The organism is Pseudomonas tolaasii NCPPB 2192, from assembly GCF_002813445.1.
In the GTDB taxonomy this organism is placed as follows: Bacteria; Pseudomonadota; Gammaproteobacteria; order Pseudomonadales; family Pseudomonadaceae; genus Aquipseudomonas; species Aquipseudomonas tolaasii.
In genome coordinates this window covers 2,050,247-2,066,958 of record NZ_PHHD01000001.1, presented here as the reverse complement: position 1 = coordinate 2,066,958, position 16,712 = coordinate 2,050,247, and the positions used below count along the sequence as shown (strand labels likewise).

Genomic DNA, 16,712 nt, shown 5'->3' with positions numbered 1-16,712 from the left:
CCGCGGCCCGGTTGGATCCAACCGGCGACATTATATAGCCACTACTTTAAAATGGTCGGCTTACTCAATTCAGGAATGGCTTTTACCGTATGCACTCCAAGCGCCTCTTTTATGGCTCAAATCGCGTTTTCGACTTCCTGGTCCTATGGATTTTGCCCATTGGCTTGTTGCTGCTGCTGAGCTCGCTGTTCTACGTCACCAATCGCAATGTAATGCACCGGTTCTACACCATTTTTTTTAGCGTCCCGACCTTGCTTCTGCTGTGCTTGCGCCCCAGGGAATTCAAGGAATTGCTGCGTGAACCGCTGGTGATTGCCTTTTTGGCCTTCTGTGCCTGGGCGCTGACCACGGTACTCTGGAGCCCGGAACCTACCGGCGATTCCAACCTGTTCAAAGTACCGCTGCAAACATTCATGCTGTTCGCCGGCTGCGGCATGCTGCTGCATTACCGCAATGACCTGTTCCGACCGATCTTCTTCAGCGCCGCCGTCATTTCACTGGTGATATGCCTGCTCAACCTGATTGCTTTTTTCAGGTTTTTTGAGCCCGGCATGCGCATGATCGGCGGCCTGGGCGCACTCGACAATCCGCTGCTCAGTTCCCATGTATTCGGCTTTTTCTGTGTGTACTGGCTGTACGTCTGCGTCACCACAAAACGCTTGCAGGCGTTATGGCTCAGCATCCCTGCAGTGGCGATCATGACGTTGGCGATTATGGCAACAGGCTCCAGAACGCCTCTGGTTGCGATGGTTCTGGCCGTGCTGTGGATGGGCCTGCTCAGCCGCAATCGTCGTTCGGCGTTGATGGTGGGCGGCCTGATAGTGACTGCCATCGTGGTGTTGCTTTTTTATTCACATCTGCTGACCGAGCGCGGCAGTTCATTTCGCCTGGAAATCTGGCGCATCATCCTTGACCGGATCGCCGATCACCCCTGGATCGGCCACAGCTACGACTCAGAACTCTATTTGAACCTCGAGAACCACGAAACACTTCGTGAGCCCCACAGTTTTGCACTGGGTGTGGTGTATTACGTTGGCCTCATCGGCTTTATCCCGTGGATTTTCATGCTCGGCCGCGGCCTGTATTTGGGGTTCAAGGGCCGGGCGCAGCCCTTGTTTATCCTGGCCTCTTCGTTGCTCGCCTACGGTATCGGTGCGGGTCTCACAGAAGGCGGCGGCATCCTGTCGCGCCCCAAGGAACATTGGTTCCTGCTGTGGATTCCCCTGGCGCTGATCGCCGGCCTGAGCCTCGCCCAGCGTCGCCACAGCCTGCTCGGTTTGCCGGTGGAAAAACCCGAGCCGGCGGCATTTGAAGCGCTGTGCGAGGGCGCCCGCATCATTGAAGAGGACGGCCTTGGCCCCAAAGTCCTGCGCCTGGAGGACGGCACCTTTCTCAAGCTGTTCAGGGCCCGCCGCTGGTATACCTCCGGCACGGTCAACCCCTATTCGGAGCGCTTCGCCAGCAACAGCGAACAACTACTGCAGTTAGGCATTACCTCTCCGCAGATCCACAACCTGTATAGCTTGAAAGATGGCAGCACCGCCGTGCGTTATCAGCCGCTTCCCGGCCTGACCTTGCGCCAGGCCCTGCAAAGTCTGGATAGCAGCCTGCGTGAATCGCTGATAGAGCGTTTTGGCCGGTTCATGGCGCAACTGCATGAGCGCGGAGTGTATTTCCGCTCCCTGCATCTGGGCAATGTGCTGCTTCTGGAAGACGGCGAGTTTGGCCTGATCGATGTGGCCGACATGCGCGTTTACCCGTCCGCACTGCGCTACACGCTGCGCCAGCGCAACCTCAAGCACATGCAGCGTTACCCGCAGGACCGCAGCTGGTTGTTCGAGACACACTTTGAACAATTGGCCAAGGGCTATGCCTCGGTGGCATCGCCGCGCGCCACGCTGAAAATCCGTGATCAGGTGCTGACGCTGGCGCGCCCGGCTGCCTGAAAAATGCCGCCGATGCGCTCACAGCGGAGCGCATCGGCGCGGCATCAGTCTTTTTCCAGCGGGGAAAAGTACAGGCGCACCAGGCCCCGCCAGGTTTTCTTGTTCCACTTCCGAAACGGAATCTGCGCCAGCAGCTCGCGCGCCAGGGGGCGATTACGGTTGGACGTCTTGAGGAACATGGAGCTGAGGAACTTGTAACGCACCTCGTCGTATTGCGGGTGGTCACTGAACAACGCGTATGAACGCAGAATATTGTCGATCATGAAGCGATGGTTTTTGTACGAGTTGGTGGCGTGCTTGCGGTAACGCGCCATGACCACGCTCAGACCATCGATGAAATAGCCGGCCCGGGTGATCTTCAACTCGATCAACAAGTCCTCCAGGCGGATCTGCGGATCAAAACCACCGACCTTCTCAAGCGCCTCGCGACGAATCATCAGCGTGGGCGCAGGCGGGTATGGCTTGCGTTCCAGGAACATGTCATCGAAGTCCAAGCGCCGGAAAGGCACGTCCCGACGCTGACGTTTTTCGGGAAACAGCTCGCCATTGGAATCGATCAGCTCGATGTTGCCCGCACAGATACCCACCTCAGGCTTGCCATCCATATACGCAACCTGAGTCGCAATGCGCTCCGGCAACATGATGTCATCGGAACCGAATGGCACGATCAGCGGCCCCTGGGACCGGGCAATGGCGCCGTTGAGCGTGTTGGTCAAACCTTGATTCTGCTGAACGCGGAAATCGAACGCGTGATGCTCCTGCAAACGGCGGATGCGCTCGACACTGTCATCGGTCGAACCATCATCGATCACCAACAATTCAATGTTGGTGTAAGTCTGGTTCAGGACGCTGAGGATGCTTTCCTCGATGTAGGGCGCATGGTTATACGACGCGATGATCACCGTGACCAAAGGCTGATTCTGATTCATACGTTGTTCCTGTTTGCTTGCGCCAATCCTGAATCAATCAGCTTCAGGTACTCCTGGCGGAATACCTCAATGTCGTGTTGCGCCTGCAGATACCGGTAAGCCTGCTCGCCCTTTTGCGCCAAGGCTTCGTCGGGCAGCGCCAGGTAGGTGTCCAGTGCCTGGGTCAATTGGGGCACGTTGGCCGGTTCCACCGCCAGGCCACCAGCCCCTTCAATCAAGGGAAGCATGGCCGGCACGCTGGAGGCGATCACCGGCAGGCGGCCACTCATGCCCTCGAGCAAGGCCAGGCCCAGGCCTTCCGCCAGCGACGGCATGGCCCAAATGTCGAAAGCACGCACGTACTGCAACGCATTTTCCTTGAAGCCCAAAAGGTGCACGCGCCCGTCCAGGCCAAGGCTTTGGATCTGCGCCGCCAGGCTGGATTCTTCGCGCCCCGCCCCAATGATGGCGAGTTGAGCCGCAGGGTATTTGTCTTTAAGCGCGGCAAACGCCTGCAATAAATAGGTGTGCCCCTTGACCGGCACCAGACGCCCCAGAGCGCCGATCAAACGCACGGAAGGGTCTATGCCCAACAGCTCACGCGCGCGCTCACGGGAATGCTGCAAGGCTTCTGCCTGCTCGATGTCGATGGCATTGGTGATGGCGTAGGTATTGCCGTCGGTAAAACCGCATTTGCAGTCCAGCAGATACTGTTTGACCGCGGGCGACACGCCGACGAAGCGCCAGTGACCGTCGATCCAGCGCTGGGCCTGCTTGCGCCGGTACATGCGGTCATACTCGCCAAAACCGTGGGAGATGCCGATACACAGTGGGATTTTCAACCAGCGGTTCAGTTGCAACATCATGTTGACCGGCTTGAAGCGGTTGCACACCACGACGTCGAACTTGTGCGCGCGGCAGAACTTGTACAGCTGCCACATGGCCCGCAACCTCAAGCCCTTGAGGGACTTGTCGGAGAATTCGAAGTAGACCGAGGTGCCCGCACGACTGACCGGCTCCCCAGTCCCAGGCCGGCCACGCAGGAAGGCCGCCGTGACTTCATAGCGATCCGCCGGCAATGCCTTGACGATCTGCTCGGCCAGGTCGGCAAAGTCATGGGATTTAACATTGTAGTCAGGCTGCAGCTGCAGGACCTTGAAACGCCGACTCATAACTCTCCTCGATGGAAACCTGTGGCATCAACAACCCAGGATGTCTCGGCAGCCAGCGCCTCGATGTGTTCGACAGGCGGCTCTGGCAGTAACGGCCATTGGTTACGCTTCCAACAGACAAAATGAAAATACGGAAATTCCCGGTCGCCATCCCGGTCGTTGGTCAGGCGGCCATTGTGCCAAAACCATTGATGAGGGAAGCGATCACTGCCGTCATGCCACTTGATCACCCCGCCCGGCGTGCTGAACGCTTCGGTGAATTCACTGCGCCGACGCCAGGGGTTGAACTTGCCCACCAACTCGAACAGCGGTTTCGGGAAGTTCTTGCGCCACAGGAAAATACGGCTGAACGCGCCCTCGTCCAGCGCATGATGCGCCTGATCGGTAAAACGCGCTTCCCAATCCTTGATCTGCATGAACGCATGCCGCTTTCTGGCGGTATTGCGCATCAGGCACAAATGCCCGGCGACCCGTCGTTCATGGGTTGAAAACAAGTCGTAGCCGGCCAGCCGCTCGGCGGTGAAGTAATTGCGCAGGTTGCCATAGACCAGGTCCAGGTCGCCAAACGCCCAAAAATCATACCCTTGCAGGCGATCGGCATGGATATGCCCCAGCGCCGGCTTGATGTCGCACAACTTATAGGCCGCTTGCGGCGCAAAGTTGATGTACAGACGCTCCGAGACCAGCGCGCAATATTCGGTAAAGGTAATGCTTTCAATCCTGACATTGTCCGGTACGTTGTTGGGCATCGGGCAGTCAGTGAACAGCAGCCAGTCAATATCCGGATTGTGCCGGCAGCTTTCGAGAAAAAACGGCATCCAGAACGGCCAGCGGCCGAAGTAAGGGATAAGAAAGAGAATGCGGGGGCGCGGGTTGATCACAGGGGGACTCACTGTCGTTGTTGCTGGAGCACTCTACGCTCCACACATTGCGTAACGTTACTTGTGGTTGATGTACCAAAAGAGTTCATGGCGCCGGACGGCCTTGCGGAAAAACTCATTCTCACCCCAGGGCGAGACGGCCCTTCCAGCCAGCAAACGCTGAATGACCCGCCGCACGCGCCGCTTGAACGGCATCCGTGGCTGCAAATCATGCATCATGCCAAGTGACATGGCCTTGTCACATTGCCGGTCCGCAGGCACCGGCAAGCAATAAGGCTGCAAAGTGTACGTTGAATCAAAACACGGTGGCAAAGCGACACCACTGCCCGAATCCCCCATCGGCCAGCGGTCGTTATCATGCAGGTGGTTGGCGTAACCGAGCAACGTCGTCGGCTGCCATTCCAAACCCTGCAGGGCTTGCAGAACGGCCTGCTGGGCGCAGATATGATCCGGATGCGGATCAAGCACCGCGTGAGGCAATACGATGACTTCCGGGCGGGCCATCAACAGCACGGCGCGAAGGTCAGCCAGCAGGTTGTTCCAGGTTGGCCGGCCATCGGCGTCGGCGGGCAAGGTGAAGGGGTTGAACTGGCGGAACAGGCGGATATCCTCCAGCCCGGCTTCCCGCGAGGCCACTGCACGGTCAGGCTCAGCCTTCATTGCCGCCAGTTGCAGGCAGAAGTAGCCCAACTGCACACAATGTTCTTGGGGAACACCGGCCCAGCGCGGCACGGCAATGCTGTCCCAGGCACGCAGGCGGCCCTTGAGACGCGCAGCGTCGGGCCTGCCCAAGCCCATTTGTTGATACTGCTCGGCCTCGATCTCACCGGCCGTGAGCGTCACGACCCACGGCTGCGTCGCCTGGCTGTACAGGCCAAAAGCTGCCAGTTCGGCGTCGTCGGCATGAGGGGCAATCACCATCACGCGCTGCTGACGGACGTCAGGCTGGCGGAACACCGAGAGAACCGGCTGGCCCTGAACGCGACAGAACCGGCTGCGCAACAGCAACTGCCCATCCAGAAGCGCTTGCGCCTGGCCTGTAAGGTTCAAATAACGCAGGCCATTCACGCCGCGCTCAAACACCTGGCGGTCACCCTCCGGCAAGGTCACGTAAGGGTCGATAAAGCGACCCAACCAATGGCTTTTGAGGCGCACCGCCAGAATCAGTGTTTCATCGCCGGCCAGCGTCACCGGCTGATCCAGCACCAGCCGGCCCTGTTTCAGGCTGACCTTTGGCTGTTCGGTATCCGCCGCGAATTGATACTGATAGTCGTCCTTGGGCGAGTAGAAAAGGTGGTCGGCAAACCACGCCTCGTGAGCGACCCACGCCAGCACGGCCAACACCAGTGGCAACCACCAGGCTACCAGCACGCCCACGCCGATCAACACCAACAATCCCACCAGCAGGCTGATGCGCTTATTGCGGCGATGGCGCTTGAGCAACGCCTGCTTGCGGCTTATGGACTCACTCATGTTCTGAATACCGGCACAGGGTTGCACCATCGGTCCTTGTACTCGCGGTCAGCGCGGCCAAACGAAAAGCGCAGCGGCTTGCCCACTTCCCGCGCCTGCTCCCAGGCACTTTGCGTATTGAGGAAGCTCAGCACGCTGCCGGGGCTGAACGCGCGGGTCTCGGGGTCTACACCCCCGTTGATGTACTCGACGCTGACCCACTCGGGCGCTTCAACGCGATACACCAGCTGAATAGCGATGGGTGCATCGTTGAGGAAAATCACAGAACCGATCAACCATTCGCGCAACAGCTCGATCACCTGCGCCATGCGTTCGGCGCCCGTTGCGGGAAAGCCCCAGCGGCGCAGGAACAAATCGCAGTAGATCGCCGCGAGCTCTGTACTGGAAAATTCCTGGACCGCACGCACTACGCCGCCCGCCTCTTCCAGCAAGCGCAGTTCACGGCGTTGGTTGTAGCGAAACTTTTTCGACAGCTCTTCAGGGCTGCGGGCCATGGCCAGTTGTTCGGTTTGAAGCTTGAGGCCGGCGAAGCGGCCTTCATTGAGGGCCGACACGTAACGGCCACGGTGGCGCAAGGGAACCTGGGCATCGGCGGCGGCGGGCAGGATCAACTCGGCATTGCCCAAGTCGAACAAGCCTTTTTTGCCATGGCGCTTGAGCACATCCTTGGACAGGGCCAGGTCCTGGCCCCAGGTCGCAATGCTCGCCTTGAGCTCGCCGCCCTGCTCCCACGCCAGATAGCGAACGGGGATGTCAGCCAGCCCGGCCAGTCGCTCGACCACCTGCGGATGGGTCGCCACACTGCCACCGAAACGCTGCCACGCTTCGCTGTAGACAGACGCATCAACGACGGACCAGCCACGCTCGCGCCAGCCTTGGAATCGATTGAGCATCAAGCCCTCGCGGTCAGTTCAATTACGTGGGGCAACTGCCAGAAGGTCGCGCGTACCGCCTCATCCGAGAAACGCTCGTGCAGGCGTTCAAGCATCATTTCGGCACATTGCTGTTGTTGTTGACGGTCCATGGCCGCCAGATGACGTAGCCCTTGACCCAAGTGCTCGGCATCGCCAAACGGAAACAGAATGCCTACGCCTTCGACCACTTCGCGGGCGCCGCCACAGGAGGTAGCGAGCAGCGGCACACCGGCCGCCATGGCTTCCAGCAGCACCATGCCGAAGGGTTCGTGGTCGGAGCTCAGGGCAAACGCATCGAATGCGCGGAAATAACGCCGCGCGTCCGGCACCTGGCCGAGGAACGACACGCGGTCGGCAATCTGCAGCTCGCGGGCCAGGGACTTGAGGTCTTTTTCCAGGCGCCCGGTACCGAGAATCGCCAGACGACTTTCAGCCGGCAGATGCGGCAACGCCAGGGCAAAGCCCTTGAGCAGGGTGGCCTGGTCCTTGTCCGGGTGCAGGCGGCCGACGTTACCGACTACCCACTCATCCGGGGACAAACCCAGTGCATCACGCGCAGCCTCCGCCGAAACCTGCGTAGCCTGCAAGGCGTCGACGTCGATGCGGTTGTACAAGGTCTGAATGCGTGCCGCCGGCCAGGCCGGCAGGCAACGGCGCATTTCATCACGCACCGCGTCCGACACGCCGAGCAGGCTCAGGCGCTTGCGGAAAATTGACGCAAACAACGTGCGGGTCCGGCGCTTGTAATCACCAAACGCGTGATGCACGCCGATCACCGACAGGCGCGTGGCCAGCAGTGCGATATAGATCGGCTTGAATCGGTGCGCGATGCAAAAGCTGAAATTGCGCGACGCAGCAATCTTGCGAAGTTCACGGATGGCACCGAGCTTCAGGCCACGAATGGCCTTGGAGCTGTATTCCATGAACAACACTTCGTCACTGGCACACCCGGCGGCGACATCAGGGTCGGCGGCTCCGGTGAGAAACACCGTGGTCACCTTGTAGCCGGAGCCTGCGAACAGGCTCGCGTACTGACGCGCGCAGTCCAGAAACGGCCCGTCATAGCCGTGGCAGAACTGCAGGACGTGGCGCTCAGCCGACCGTGTCATAAGGGTCCACGCCGTCTTTGACGACCAGGATGTCTTCCATGATCAGGTACTGCAGGTCGGAGCCGAAGAACATGTTCAGCGCGTCGGTCGGCGAGCAGATCATCGCTTCGCCACGACGGTTGAGCGAGGTGTTCAGCGACACGCCGTTGCCAGTCAGCACTTCCAGCTCTTTCATCATGTCGTAGTAGCGCGGGTTGTACTCGCGCTTGAGCACCTGGGCGCGGGAGGTGCCATCTTCATGGACCACTTCCGGCACGCGGGTTTTCCACTCTTCGGCCACTTCAAAGGTGAAGGTCATGAACGGCGCCGGGTGGTCGACCTTGATCATCTGCGGCGCCACGGTATCGAGCATCGACGGGCAGAAAGGCCTCCAGCGCTCGCGGAACTTGATCTGGTGGTTGATACGGTCGGCCACGCCGGTGGCGCTCGGGCAACCGATGATCGAACGACCGCCCAAGGCACGCGGACCAAACTCCATGCGCCCCTGGAACCAGGCCACCGGGTTGCCGTCGACCATGATTTTGGCGATGCGCTGCGGCATGTTTTCGATCTTGCGCCAGTTCGGCTTGCTCTCGTGCTTGGCGCACGCGGCAATCACGTCTTCGTTGCTGTAGGACGGGCCGAGGTAGACGTGCTCCATCTTCTCCACCGGCACGCCACGGGCGTGGGACACGTAGGCCGCCGCACCCACCGCAGTACCGGCATCACCGGACGCCGGCTGCACGAACAGCTCTTTCACGTCGTCACGGGCGATGATTTTCTGGTTCAGCTTCACGTTCAGCGCGCAACCGCCGGCGAAGGCCAGCTTGCCGGTGTCCTTGAGGATGTCGCCCAGGTAATGGTCGATCATCTGCAGGGCCAGTTTCTCGAACAGCGCCTGCATGCTGGCGGCGTAATGGATGTACGGCTCGTCGGCGATATCGCCTTCGCGCTTCGGCCCCAGCCACTCGATCAGCTTCGGCGAGAAGTAGAAACCTTTGCCCTTCTCTTTATAGCGGCGCAGGCCGATGACGTTGGCGTAGTCGGTGTTGATCACCAACTCGCCGTTTTCAAAGGACGCCAGACGCGAGAAATCGTATTTGCTGGCATCGCCGTACGGCGCCATGCCCATGACCTTGAACTCGCCGTCGAGCATCTCGAAACCGAGGAACTCGGTGATCGCGCCGTACAGGCCGCCGAGGGAGTCCGGATCGTAGAATTCCTTGATCTTGTGAATCTTGCCGTTTTCGCCGTAGCCGAAGAAGGTGGTGGCGTACTCGCCCTTGCCGTCGATGCCCAGGATTGCGGTTTTTTCCTGGAAGCCCGAGCAGTGGTAGGCGCTGGAGGCGTGTGCCAGGTGGTGTTCAACCGGCTCGATCTTGATTTTCTTCGGATCGAAGCCCAGTTGCTCCAGGCACCAGACGATCTTGTTGCGATAGCGCTTGTAGCGACGGTTGCCCATCAGGATCGCGTCAAGGGCGCGGTCCGGGGCGTACCAGTAACGCTTGGCATAGTGCCAGCGCGCCTCGCCGAACAAGCTGATCGGGGCGAACGGGATCGCCACTACGTCAACGTCGGAAGGCTTGATACCGGCCTGTTCCAGGCAGAACTTCGCCGATTCGTAGGGCATGCGGTTCTTTGCATGTTTGTCGCGTACGAAGCGCTCTTCTTCGGCGGCCGCAATCAGCTTGCCGTCGATATACAGGGCTGCGGAAGGATCATGGCTAAGGGCGCCGGACAGGCCAAGAATCGTCAATGCCACAGGGGTCTAGCCTCTTTTAGTCTGCATGCAGGCGGGTCGCGCCTGAAAAAAGTGTGCTTCCCGCCTGGGCAGGAAACAGCTAAAGGGCGGGATTATAACTTAAAAGCAGGGGGAAGCTGTTAGCAGCGAGGACTAGCGATAGATCTCTATGCTGCCGTCGTTGCTTTGACGGTAAATCGTGTAGGGCAGAACCAGGGTGTCCAGGACGCCAGAGGCTACCGCGTCGACAGCGACGAACGGTAAGGCCATGCCAGCATGATCCCCAAGGCTTTTATCCTTCAGGCTTTTGTCGGGTGCAGGCTCACCATTGAGCGTACAAAAGTTGTAAATAACGCCACTGTAGATTCGTGGCACATTTTCGCAATGACTGCGCGAATCCTTGAGATCCTGGCTGGCCACGGCGTCAGGGCGAAAAACAGTATTGATCGTGCCGCAGCCTGCCAGCGATAAACACACGACACCCCAGAGGATGTTCGACAGATTCTTCATGCCTCTCTCCTTTTGATCCGTCAACAATGCCGACCAAGCTAACATCGAAGCCTCTGAAGACCCCACGCGGGCAGACCATTGGCAGCGTAGGATCATTCCCAAATGATAAAAATCGCCCGAGCCACTAAACTCGCGCCCTTTTGCGCGTTAACACCTTAAGTAACGCCACGGATTATGGCTGATTGATGAACACCCTCACCCGCTTCACCCTGCTGCTGCCCGGCTTGCTCGCCCTGTGTGACACCGCCCGCGCCGACGACAACGCCCTGGTCCTCGACCCCAGCGTGGTCACCGGCTCGCGCAGCGCCAGCCCAACGTTCGACCTGCCCTACTCGGTCGACAGCGTCAGCCATGAACAGATCAGCGACGGCCAACTCGGCATCAACGCTTCCGAAGCCCTGTCCCGCGTGCCCGGCCTGGTGGTACAGAACCGCCAGAACTATGCGCAGGACCTGCAAATCTCCTCCCGCGGCTTCGGCGCCCGCTCGGCCTTCGGCGTGCGCGGTATCAAGTTGATTGCCGACGGCATTCCCGCCAGCACCCCGGATGGCCAGGGCCAGGCGGCCACCTTCAACCTCGACACCGCCGAGCGCATCGAAGTACTGCGCGGCCCTGCCGCCACGCTATATGGCAGCAATGCCGGGGGCGTGATCCAGATGTTTTCCCGCGACGGCGAAGGCCCGCCGCGCATCGGCGCCGAGACGCTGGTGGGCAGCGACGGCCTGAACAAGAACCACCTGACTGCCGAGGGCTCGGCGAATGGCGCAGGCTTTGTGCTCGACGCCTCGCGCATGGACACCAACGGCTACCGCGACCACAGCAGCGCGCGGCGCGACCAGACTTTCGCCAAGCTCAACGTCCAGCCGGACGACGACAGCAAGCTGGCACTGATCTACAGCAGCCTGGAGCAGAACGGCACGCAGGACCCGCTGGGGCAGACGTGGGAAGCGTACAAGGCTGACCCGCGTTCGGTGGCACCGGCCGCGCTGACGTACAACACGCGCAAAAGCATCGATCATCAGCAAATAGGCCTCAATTACGAGCGTTATTTCGGCGATGCGACCCTGCAAGTGAACGCTTACACGGGGCGCCGGAGTGTGATTCAGTATCTGTCGATTCCCGGCGGCACCCCGGCCGACAAGCGCGGCGGTGTTGTGGATTTCGAGCGTAAATTCTACGGCGGCTCCCTCCACTGGCTGCAACCCATCACCCGCGCCCCCGGCGACTTGACCCTGATCACCGGCCTCGACTACGACCGCAGCCAGGACGACCGCCAGGGCTACTCCAACACCCTCAACGGCGTGCATGGCGTAAAAGGTGCGCTGGGCCGCGATGAAATCGACACCGCCACCAGCCTCGACCCGTTTGTGCAAGCCAATTGGCTGCTGGGCGAGTGGACCCTGCAAGCCGGCCTGCGTCACAGCACCATGACGATGGACGTGGATGACCACTTCCTCAGCGACGGCAACGACAGCGGCAGCAAGACTTATCAACAGAACTCGCCGTCGGTCAGCGTCATGTACGCCTTCACCCCGGACCTGCACGGTTATGTGACCGCGGGCAAAGGCTTCGAAACCCCGACCCAGGCCGAGTCGGCGTACTCGAGCACCGCCAACGGCTTCAACTTCGCGCTCAAGCCGTCGGTCAGCAAGCAACTGGAAATCGGCTTGAAAGCCCGCATCGGCCAGGACACGCGCCTGAACGCCGCGGTGTTCCAGATCACCACCGACGACGAACTGGTGGTGCAGCAATCCGTTGGCGGGCGTACCACCTACCAAAACGCCGGCCGCACCCTGCGCCGTGGCTTTGAACTGGGCCTGGAAAGCCAGCTCAGCGAACACTGGAGCACCAACCTGGCCTACACCCGCCTGCAAGCCACCTACGACAGCGACTTCACCAACAGCGGGAAAACCATCGACAAGGGCAACGACCTCCCCGGCGTGCCGCAAACCACGCTGTTCGCCGAACTCAACTGGAAGCCCCGCGACTGGGTCAGCACAGGCCTGGAAGGCATGTACCGCAGCAAGGTCTATGTCGAAGACACCAACACCCAACGCGCCGCCTCCGGCTACAGCGTGTTCAACTGGCGCGCCCGCTTCGAGCAAAAGGTGGAACACTGGACCTTCCACCAGACCCTGCGCCTGGACAACCTGCTCGACCGCCAATACGTCGGCTCGGTGATCGTCGGCGACGGCAACTCGCGCTATTACGAAGCCGCGCCGGGCCGCTCGTGGTACGCCGGAGCCGGGGCGGAATACACCTTCTAATCCCCCCTGTGGCGAGCGGGCTTGCCCCGCGCTGGAGTGCGCAGCGCTTCCGCTTTTTTGGGGCGGCTTCGCAGCCCAACGCGGGACGAGCCCGCTGGCCACAGTGAATGCGGCCTCGCCCTCCAGCTCAGGGCGTGGCCCCATCCTGCGCGGGCAAGGCATCGGCAAGAAAATCCAGAAACACCCGCACCCGTGGCGGCAAGTGCCGTCGGCTGGGGAACACCGCGTTGAGGAACAAAAAATCATTGGCGTAAGGCTCGAGCAGCGCAATCAGGCGGCCGTCGCGCAGATCGCCCTGAATATCCCACAACGCCTTGAGCACCACGCCGCTGCCTTCCACTGCCCAGTCATGGATCACTTCGGCGTTGTTGCTCAGCAGCGTGCCCTTGATCTGCACTTCCAGCGCATGCCCGTTTTCCTGGAAGGTCCAGCGATCAAAAATGCGCCGCCCGCGCACCAGCCGCAGACAGTCGTGATGCAACAAATCCTGCGGCGTCTGCGGCGTGCCGTGCCGGGCCAAATACTCCGGCGATGCGCACACCACACGACGGCTGGAGAGCAAACGACGGCTGACCATGCCCGTATCACTGGGCTCTTCGGTCAGCAGGCCCACGTCCAGATCATCACCCGCCACGTCTGCCGGTGAGTCGGAAAGCAGCAGTTCCACCGTGATGCGCGGGTAGCGCCGCGAGAACTCGGCGATCAGCGGCGCGATCCGCCGCCGGCCAATCTCCAGCGGCGCACCCACGCGGATATGCCCACGGGGCGCTTCCTGCCGCGTGCCCACCTCGGCCACTGCCGCATCCAGTTCATCGAGAATAAACAGCCCGCGCTCATGCAACAGCGCGCCCTCCTCGGTCAGGTTGAAATGCCGCGAACCCCGGTTGATCAGCCGCACGCCCAGGCGACTCTCCAGCCCGGACAACCGGCGACTCACCGCCGGCAAGGAACTGTGCAGGCGCCGCGCCGCTTCCGACAGGCTGCCCGCCGCCACGATCCGTACGAATAACCGCAGGTCACTGATCTCGTCTGCCATACCCAACCTTCCTTTTTTCGCAAGGATGCCTTGCCTTTTTTGCGGCTACACAACGCTTTTCAGGCTCATCAGACTGCCATTAACCCCGCTCTTGGCCAAGCCTTGAGACCGAATCCGTCAATTCAGCGAGCATCACCGTGAGCAACCTCAATTCTCCGCCAGAAAGTGCACCTGTTTGCGCTGGACGCAAGCAACTGGTCCGATCGGCTCTGTTCCTGGCCGCCCTCGTGGTCGTCGTGCTGGTGCTGGTTCAAGCCTTCCACTACTGGAAGGATGGGCGCTTTATCGAAAGCACCGACGACGCATACGTCAAAGCCGACTCCACCGTCATCGCCCCCAAAATCGGTGGCTACATCAGCCAATTGCTGGTCAACGACAACCAGGCGGTCAAGGCCGGTCAGTTGCTGGCGACGATTGACGAGCGCGACCTGCGCAACGCCTTCGACGATGCCACCGCCAGCGTGGCGGCGGCCAAGGCGGCCGTGGCGCAACTGGATGCCCGGCTCGTCGCGCAGGCCTCCATGATTCGCCAGGCCGACGCCAGCGTAACGGCTGCCAGCGCCACGTTGAGCCTGTCCCACCGCAACGACGCCCGGCGCCGGGAAATGGCCCAGGTCGGCTTCGGCTCCAGCGAACAAGCCGACAACGCCAGCACCGACACCAAGGCCCAAACCGCCAACCTGCAGCGCCTGCAAGCCGCCGCCCTGAGCGCCCGCCAGCAAGTGGACGTGCTGACCAGCAGCCGCGCACTTGCATTGGCACGCCTGGACAGCGCACAAGCCATGCGCAATCAGGCCGAGCTCAACCTGAGCCACACCCGAGTGGTTGCACCGGCAGACGGCACCGTCGCCGCGCGCACCGTGCGCGTCGGGCAGTTCGTTCAGCCGGGCACGCAATTGATGGCGCTGGTGCCGCTGACGCAGGTGTATGTGCTCGCCAACTTCAAGGAAACCCAGCTGCGCGATGTGCACCCGGGTGAATCTGTGCGGGTCAGCGTCGACACCTTTCCCGACCACGACCTGGCGGCCACCGTCGACACCCTGGCACCGGCCAGCGGCGCGGAATTCAGCCTGCTGCCGCCGGACAACGCCACCGGCAACTTCACCAAGATCGTGCAGCGCATTCCGGTGAAGATCGTGTTCAGCGACACCGGCGAATTGGCCGGGCGTCTGCGCCCCGGCATGTCGGTCAATGCCGCCATCGATACCCGGGCGACAGACCATGAACAATGATCACGTCAGTGTGCGCACCTGGGTCGCGGTGGTCGGCGCCGCGCTCGGGGCGTTCCTGGCAATCCTGAATATCCAGATCGTCAGCTCATCCCTGAGCGACATCCAGGGCGCCATTGGCGCCGGCTCCGACGAAGGCGGCTGGATCACCACCGCCTACCTGGTCGCGGAAATCATCGTGATTCCCATGAGCGGCTGGCTGGCGCGGGTGTTCTCGACGCGCACGTACTTGCTGACCAACACCGTGCTGTTCCTGATCCTCACAGTGGCCTGCGCTTTTACCAAAAACCTGGGGCAGATGATCGTGGTGCGCGCCATGCAGGGCTTCGCCGGGGGCGTGCTGATTCCCTTGGCGTTCTCCATCATCATGACGCGTCTGCCGCCGTCCAAGCATGCGATCGGACTGTCGATCTATTCGGTGTCGGCGATCTTTGCGCCGTCAATCGGTCCGGTAATCGGTGGATACTTCAACCAGACATTTGGCTGGCAGGCGATTTTTTACGTCAACCTGCTGCCCGGCTCAATCATGCTCGGTCTGCTGTGGTTTGCCCTCGATGCCGAACCGCGCCAGCTGCACCTGCTGCGCAAGGGCGACTGGTGGGGCATTCTCAGCATCGCCATTGGCTTGGGTTGCCTGGAAACCGTGCTGGAAGAAGGCGAAAAAGACGACTGGTTCGGTTCGCCCTTTATCGTGCGCCTGAGTGTGATCGCGGCAGTGGCCCTGAGCGTGTTTGTATGCGTTCAGCTGCGCCGCCAGCAACCGCTGCTGCAACTGCGCCTGCTGGCGCGGCGCAACTTCGGGCTGGGCACGCTGGCCAACTTTTTCTTTGGCCTGTCGATGTACACCTGGGTCTACATCCTTCCGCTGTACCTGGCCCGCATCCATGGCTACAACTCCGAACAGGTCGGCTATGTGCTGATCTGGATCGGCATTCCCCAGCTGTTGATGTTGCCGCTGGTGCCCGCGCTGATGCGGCGGTTCGACCCGCGCAAGCTGGTGGCGGTGGGGTACCTGATACTGATCGGCGGCAGCCTGCTGGCGACGAATCTCTCAATGAGTTTTGCCGGCCCGCAGTTCATCGCGTCCAGTCTGATTCGCGCGCTGGGCCAGGTGCTGGTGATGACGCCACTGTCGGCTATCGCCGTGGCAGGCATCGAGCGCGAGCACGCAGGCTCCGCCGCCGCACTGTTCAACATGACCCGCAACCTCGGCGGCGCCATTGGCATCGCCGTGCTGCAGACCTTCATGAGCAACAGCGGTAAATACCATTCCGATGTGATCACCCCGCAGGTCTCGCTGCTCAACGACGCCACCCGCCAACGGCTCGACCCATTGACTCAATGGTTCCTGTCCCGCGGCGTCAGCGACCCTGAGTTCGCCCGCCACCAGGCCATCGTCGACGTGGGCCGGCTGATCCGCCGCGAGGCGTCGATCCTCGCGTTCAGCGACACCATCATTTTGCAGAGCGCGCTGCTGGGGCTTGCTTTCCTCGCCGTGCTTTTGCTGAAGAAAACCAGAACCGGCAACACCGGTGAGGCGCACTGAC

At 61.1% G+C, this 16,712-nt stretch carries 13 protein-coding genes; 4 read left to right on the top strand and 9 right to left on the bottom strand.

The features are described 5' to 3' along the window. Positions 1-89: 89 nt before the first annotated feature. Positions 90-1,946, top strand: coding sequence for an O-antigen ligase family protein (locus tag ATI14_RS09590; RefSeq protein ID WP_080520639.1), 1,857 nt, complete (start codon positions 90-92; stop codon positions 1,944-1,946). Positions 1,947-1,990: 44 nt separating this feature from the next. On the opposite strand, the gene ATI14_RS09585 is transcribed toward ATI14_RS09590, so the two are convergent. From ATI14_RS09585 to ATI14_RS09550, 8 genes are all read right to left on the bottom strand, one after another. Further along, complete coding sequence (locus ATI14_RS09585) at positions 1,991-2,875, bottom strand: glycosyltransferase (RefSeq protein ID WP_016972640.1); 885 nt, start codon at positions 2,873-2,875, stop codon at positions 1,991-1,993. Next, positions 2,872-4,026: a glycosyltransferase family 4 protein gene (locus ATI14_RS09580; protein WP_080520640.1), complete on the bottom strand. Its 1,155-nt coding sequence runs from the start codon at positions 4,024-4,026 to the stop codon at positions 2,872-2,874. The genes ATI14_RS09585 and ATI14_RS09580 overlap by 4 nt, the downstream gene beginning before the upstream one ends. Further along, the gene (locus ATI14_RS09575; protein WP_016972642.1) at positions 4,023-4,907 is read right to left on the bottom strand and encodes a DUF6625 family protein; all 885 of its coding nucleotides are present in this window, start codon (positions 4,905-4,907) and stop codon (positions 4,023-4,025) included. Before ATI14_RS09575 ends, ATI14_RS09580 begins: the two co-directional genes overlap by 4 nt. A 57-nt stretch (positions 4,908-4,964) precedes the next feature. Beyond that, entirely contained in the window at positions 4,965-6,380 is a 1,416-nt protein-coding gene (locus tag ATI14_RS09570; protein ID WP_016972643.1) for a PIG-L deacetylase family protein, read from the bottom strand. Further along, the gene (locus ATI14_RS09565) at positions 6,377-7,273 is read right to left on the bottom strand and encodes an antimicrobial resistance protein Mig-14 (RefSeq protein WP_016972644.1); all 897 of its coding nucleotides are present in this window, start codon (positions 7,271-7,273) and stop codon (positions 6,377-6,379) included. Before ATI14_RS09565 ends, ATI14_RS09570 begins: the two co-directional genes overlap by 4 nt. Then, the gene (locus ATI14_RS09560; protein WP_016972645.1) at positions 7,273-8,403 is read right to left on the bottom strand and encodes a glycosyltransferase; all 1,131 of its coding nucleotides are present in this window, start codon (positions 8,401-8,403) and stop codon (positions 7,273-7,275) included. The genes ATI14_RS09565 and ATI14_RS09560 overlap by 1 nt, the downstream gene beginning before the upstream one ends. Then, entirely contained in the window at positions 8,387-10,144 is a 1,758-nt protein-coding gene (locus ATI14_RS09555) for a carbamoyltransferase family protein (RefSeq protein WP_016972646.1), read from the bottom strand. The genes ATI14_RS09560 and ATI14_RS09555 overlap by 17 nt, the downstream gene beginning before the upstream one ends. 132 nt (positions 10,145-10,276) lie before the next feature. Further along, positions 10,277-10,633 carry a YceK/YidQ family lipoprotein gene (locus ATI14_RS09550; protein WP_016972647.1) on the bottom strand — a complete coding sequence of 119 codons (357 nt, stop codon included), beginning with the start codon at positions 10,631-10,633 and terminating at the stop codon, positions 10,277-10,279. A 185-nt stretch (positions 10,634-10,818) separates the two neighbouring features. Between ATI14_RS09550 and ATI14_RS09545 the strand changes: the two genes are divergently transcribed. Further along, complete coding sequence (locus tag ATI14_RS09545) at positions 10,819-12,900, top strand: TonB-dependent receptor family protein (protein WP_080520641.1); 2,082 nt, start codon at positions 10,819-10,821, stop codon at positions 12,898-12,900. Between the two features lie 127 nt (positions 12,901-13,027). Here ATI14_RS09545 and ATI14_RS09540 read toward each other — a convergent pair whose 3' ends face one another. After that, positions 13,028-13,936, bottom strand: coding sequence for a LysR family transcriptional regulator (locus ATI14_RS09540; protein WP_016972649.1), 909 nt, complete (start codon positions 13,934-13,936; stop codon positions 13,028-13,030). 227 nt (positions 13,937-14,163) lie between these two features. Between ATI14_RS09540 and ATI14_RS09535 the strand changes: the two genes are divergently transcribed. Both ATI14_RS09535 and ATI14_RS09530 read left to right on the top strand, forming a co-directional pair. Next, positions 14,164-15,168 (top strand): HlyD family secretion protein, encoded by a 1,005-nt coding sequence (locus tag ATI14_RS09535; protein ID WP_016972650.1) that lies wholly within the window; start codon positions 14,164-14,166, stop codon positions 15,166-15,168. After that, positions 15,158-16,711: an MDR family MFS transporter gene (locus tag ATI14_RS09530; protein WP_016972651.1), complete on the top strand. Its 1,554-nt coding sequence runs from the start codon at positions 15,158-15,160 to the stop codon at positions 16,709-16,711. The genes ATI14_RS09535 and ATI14_RS09530 overlap by 11 nt, the downstream gene beginning before the upstream one ends. Position 16,712 lies beyond the last annotated feature (1 nt).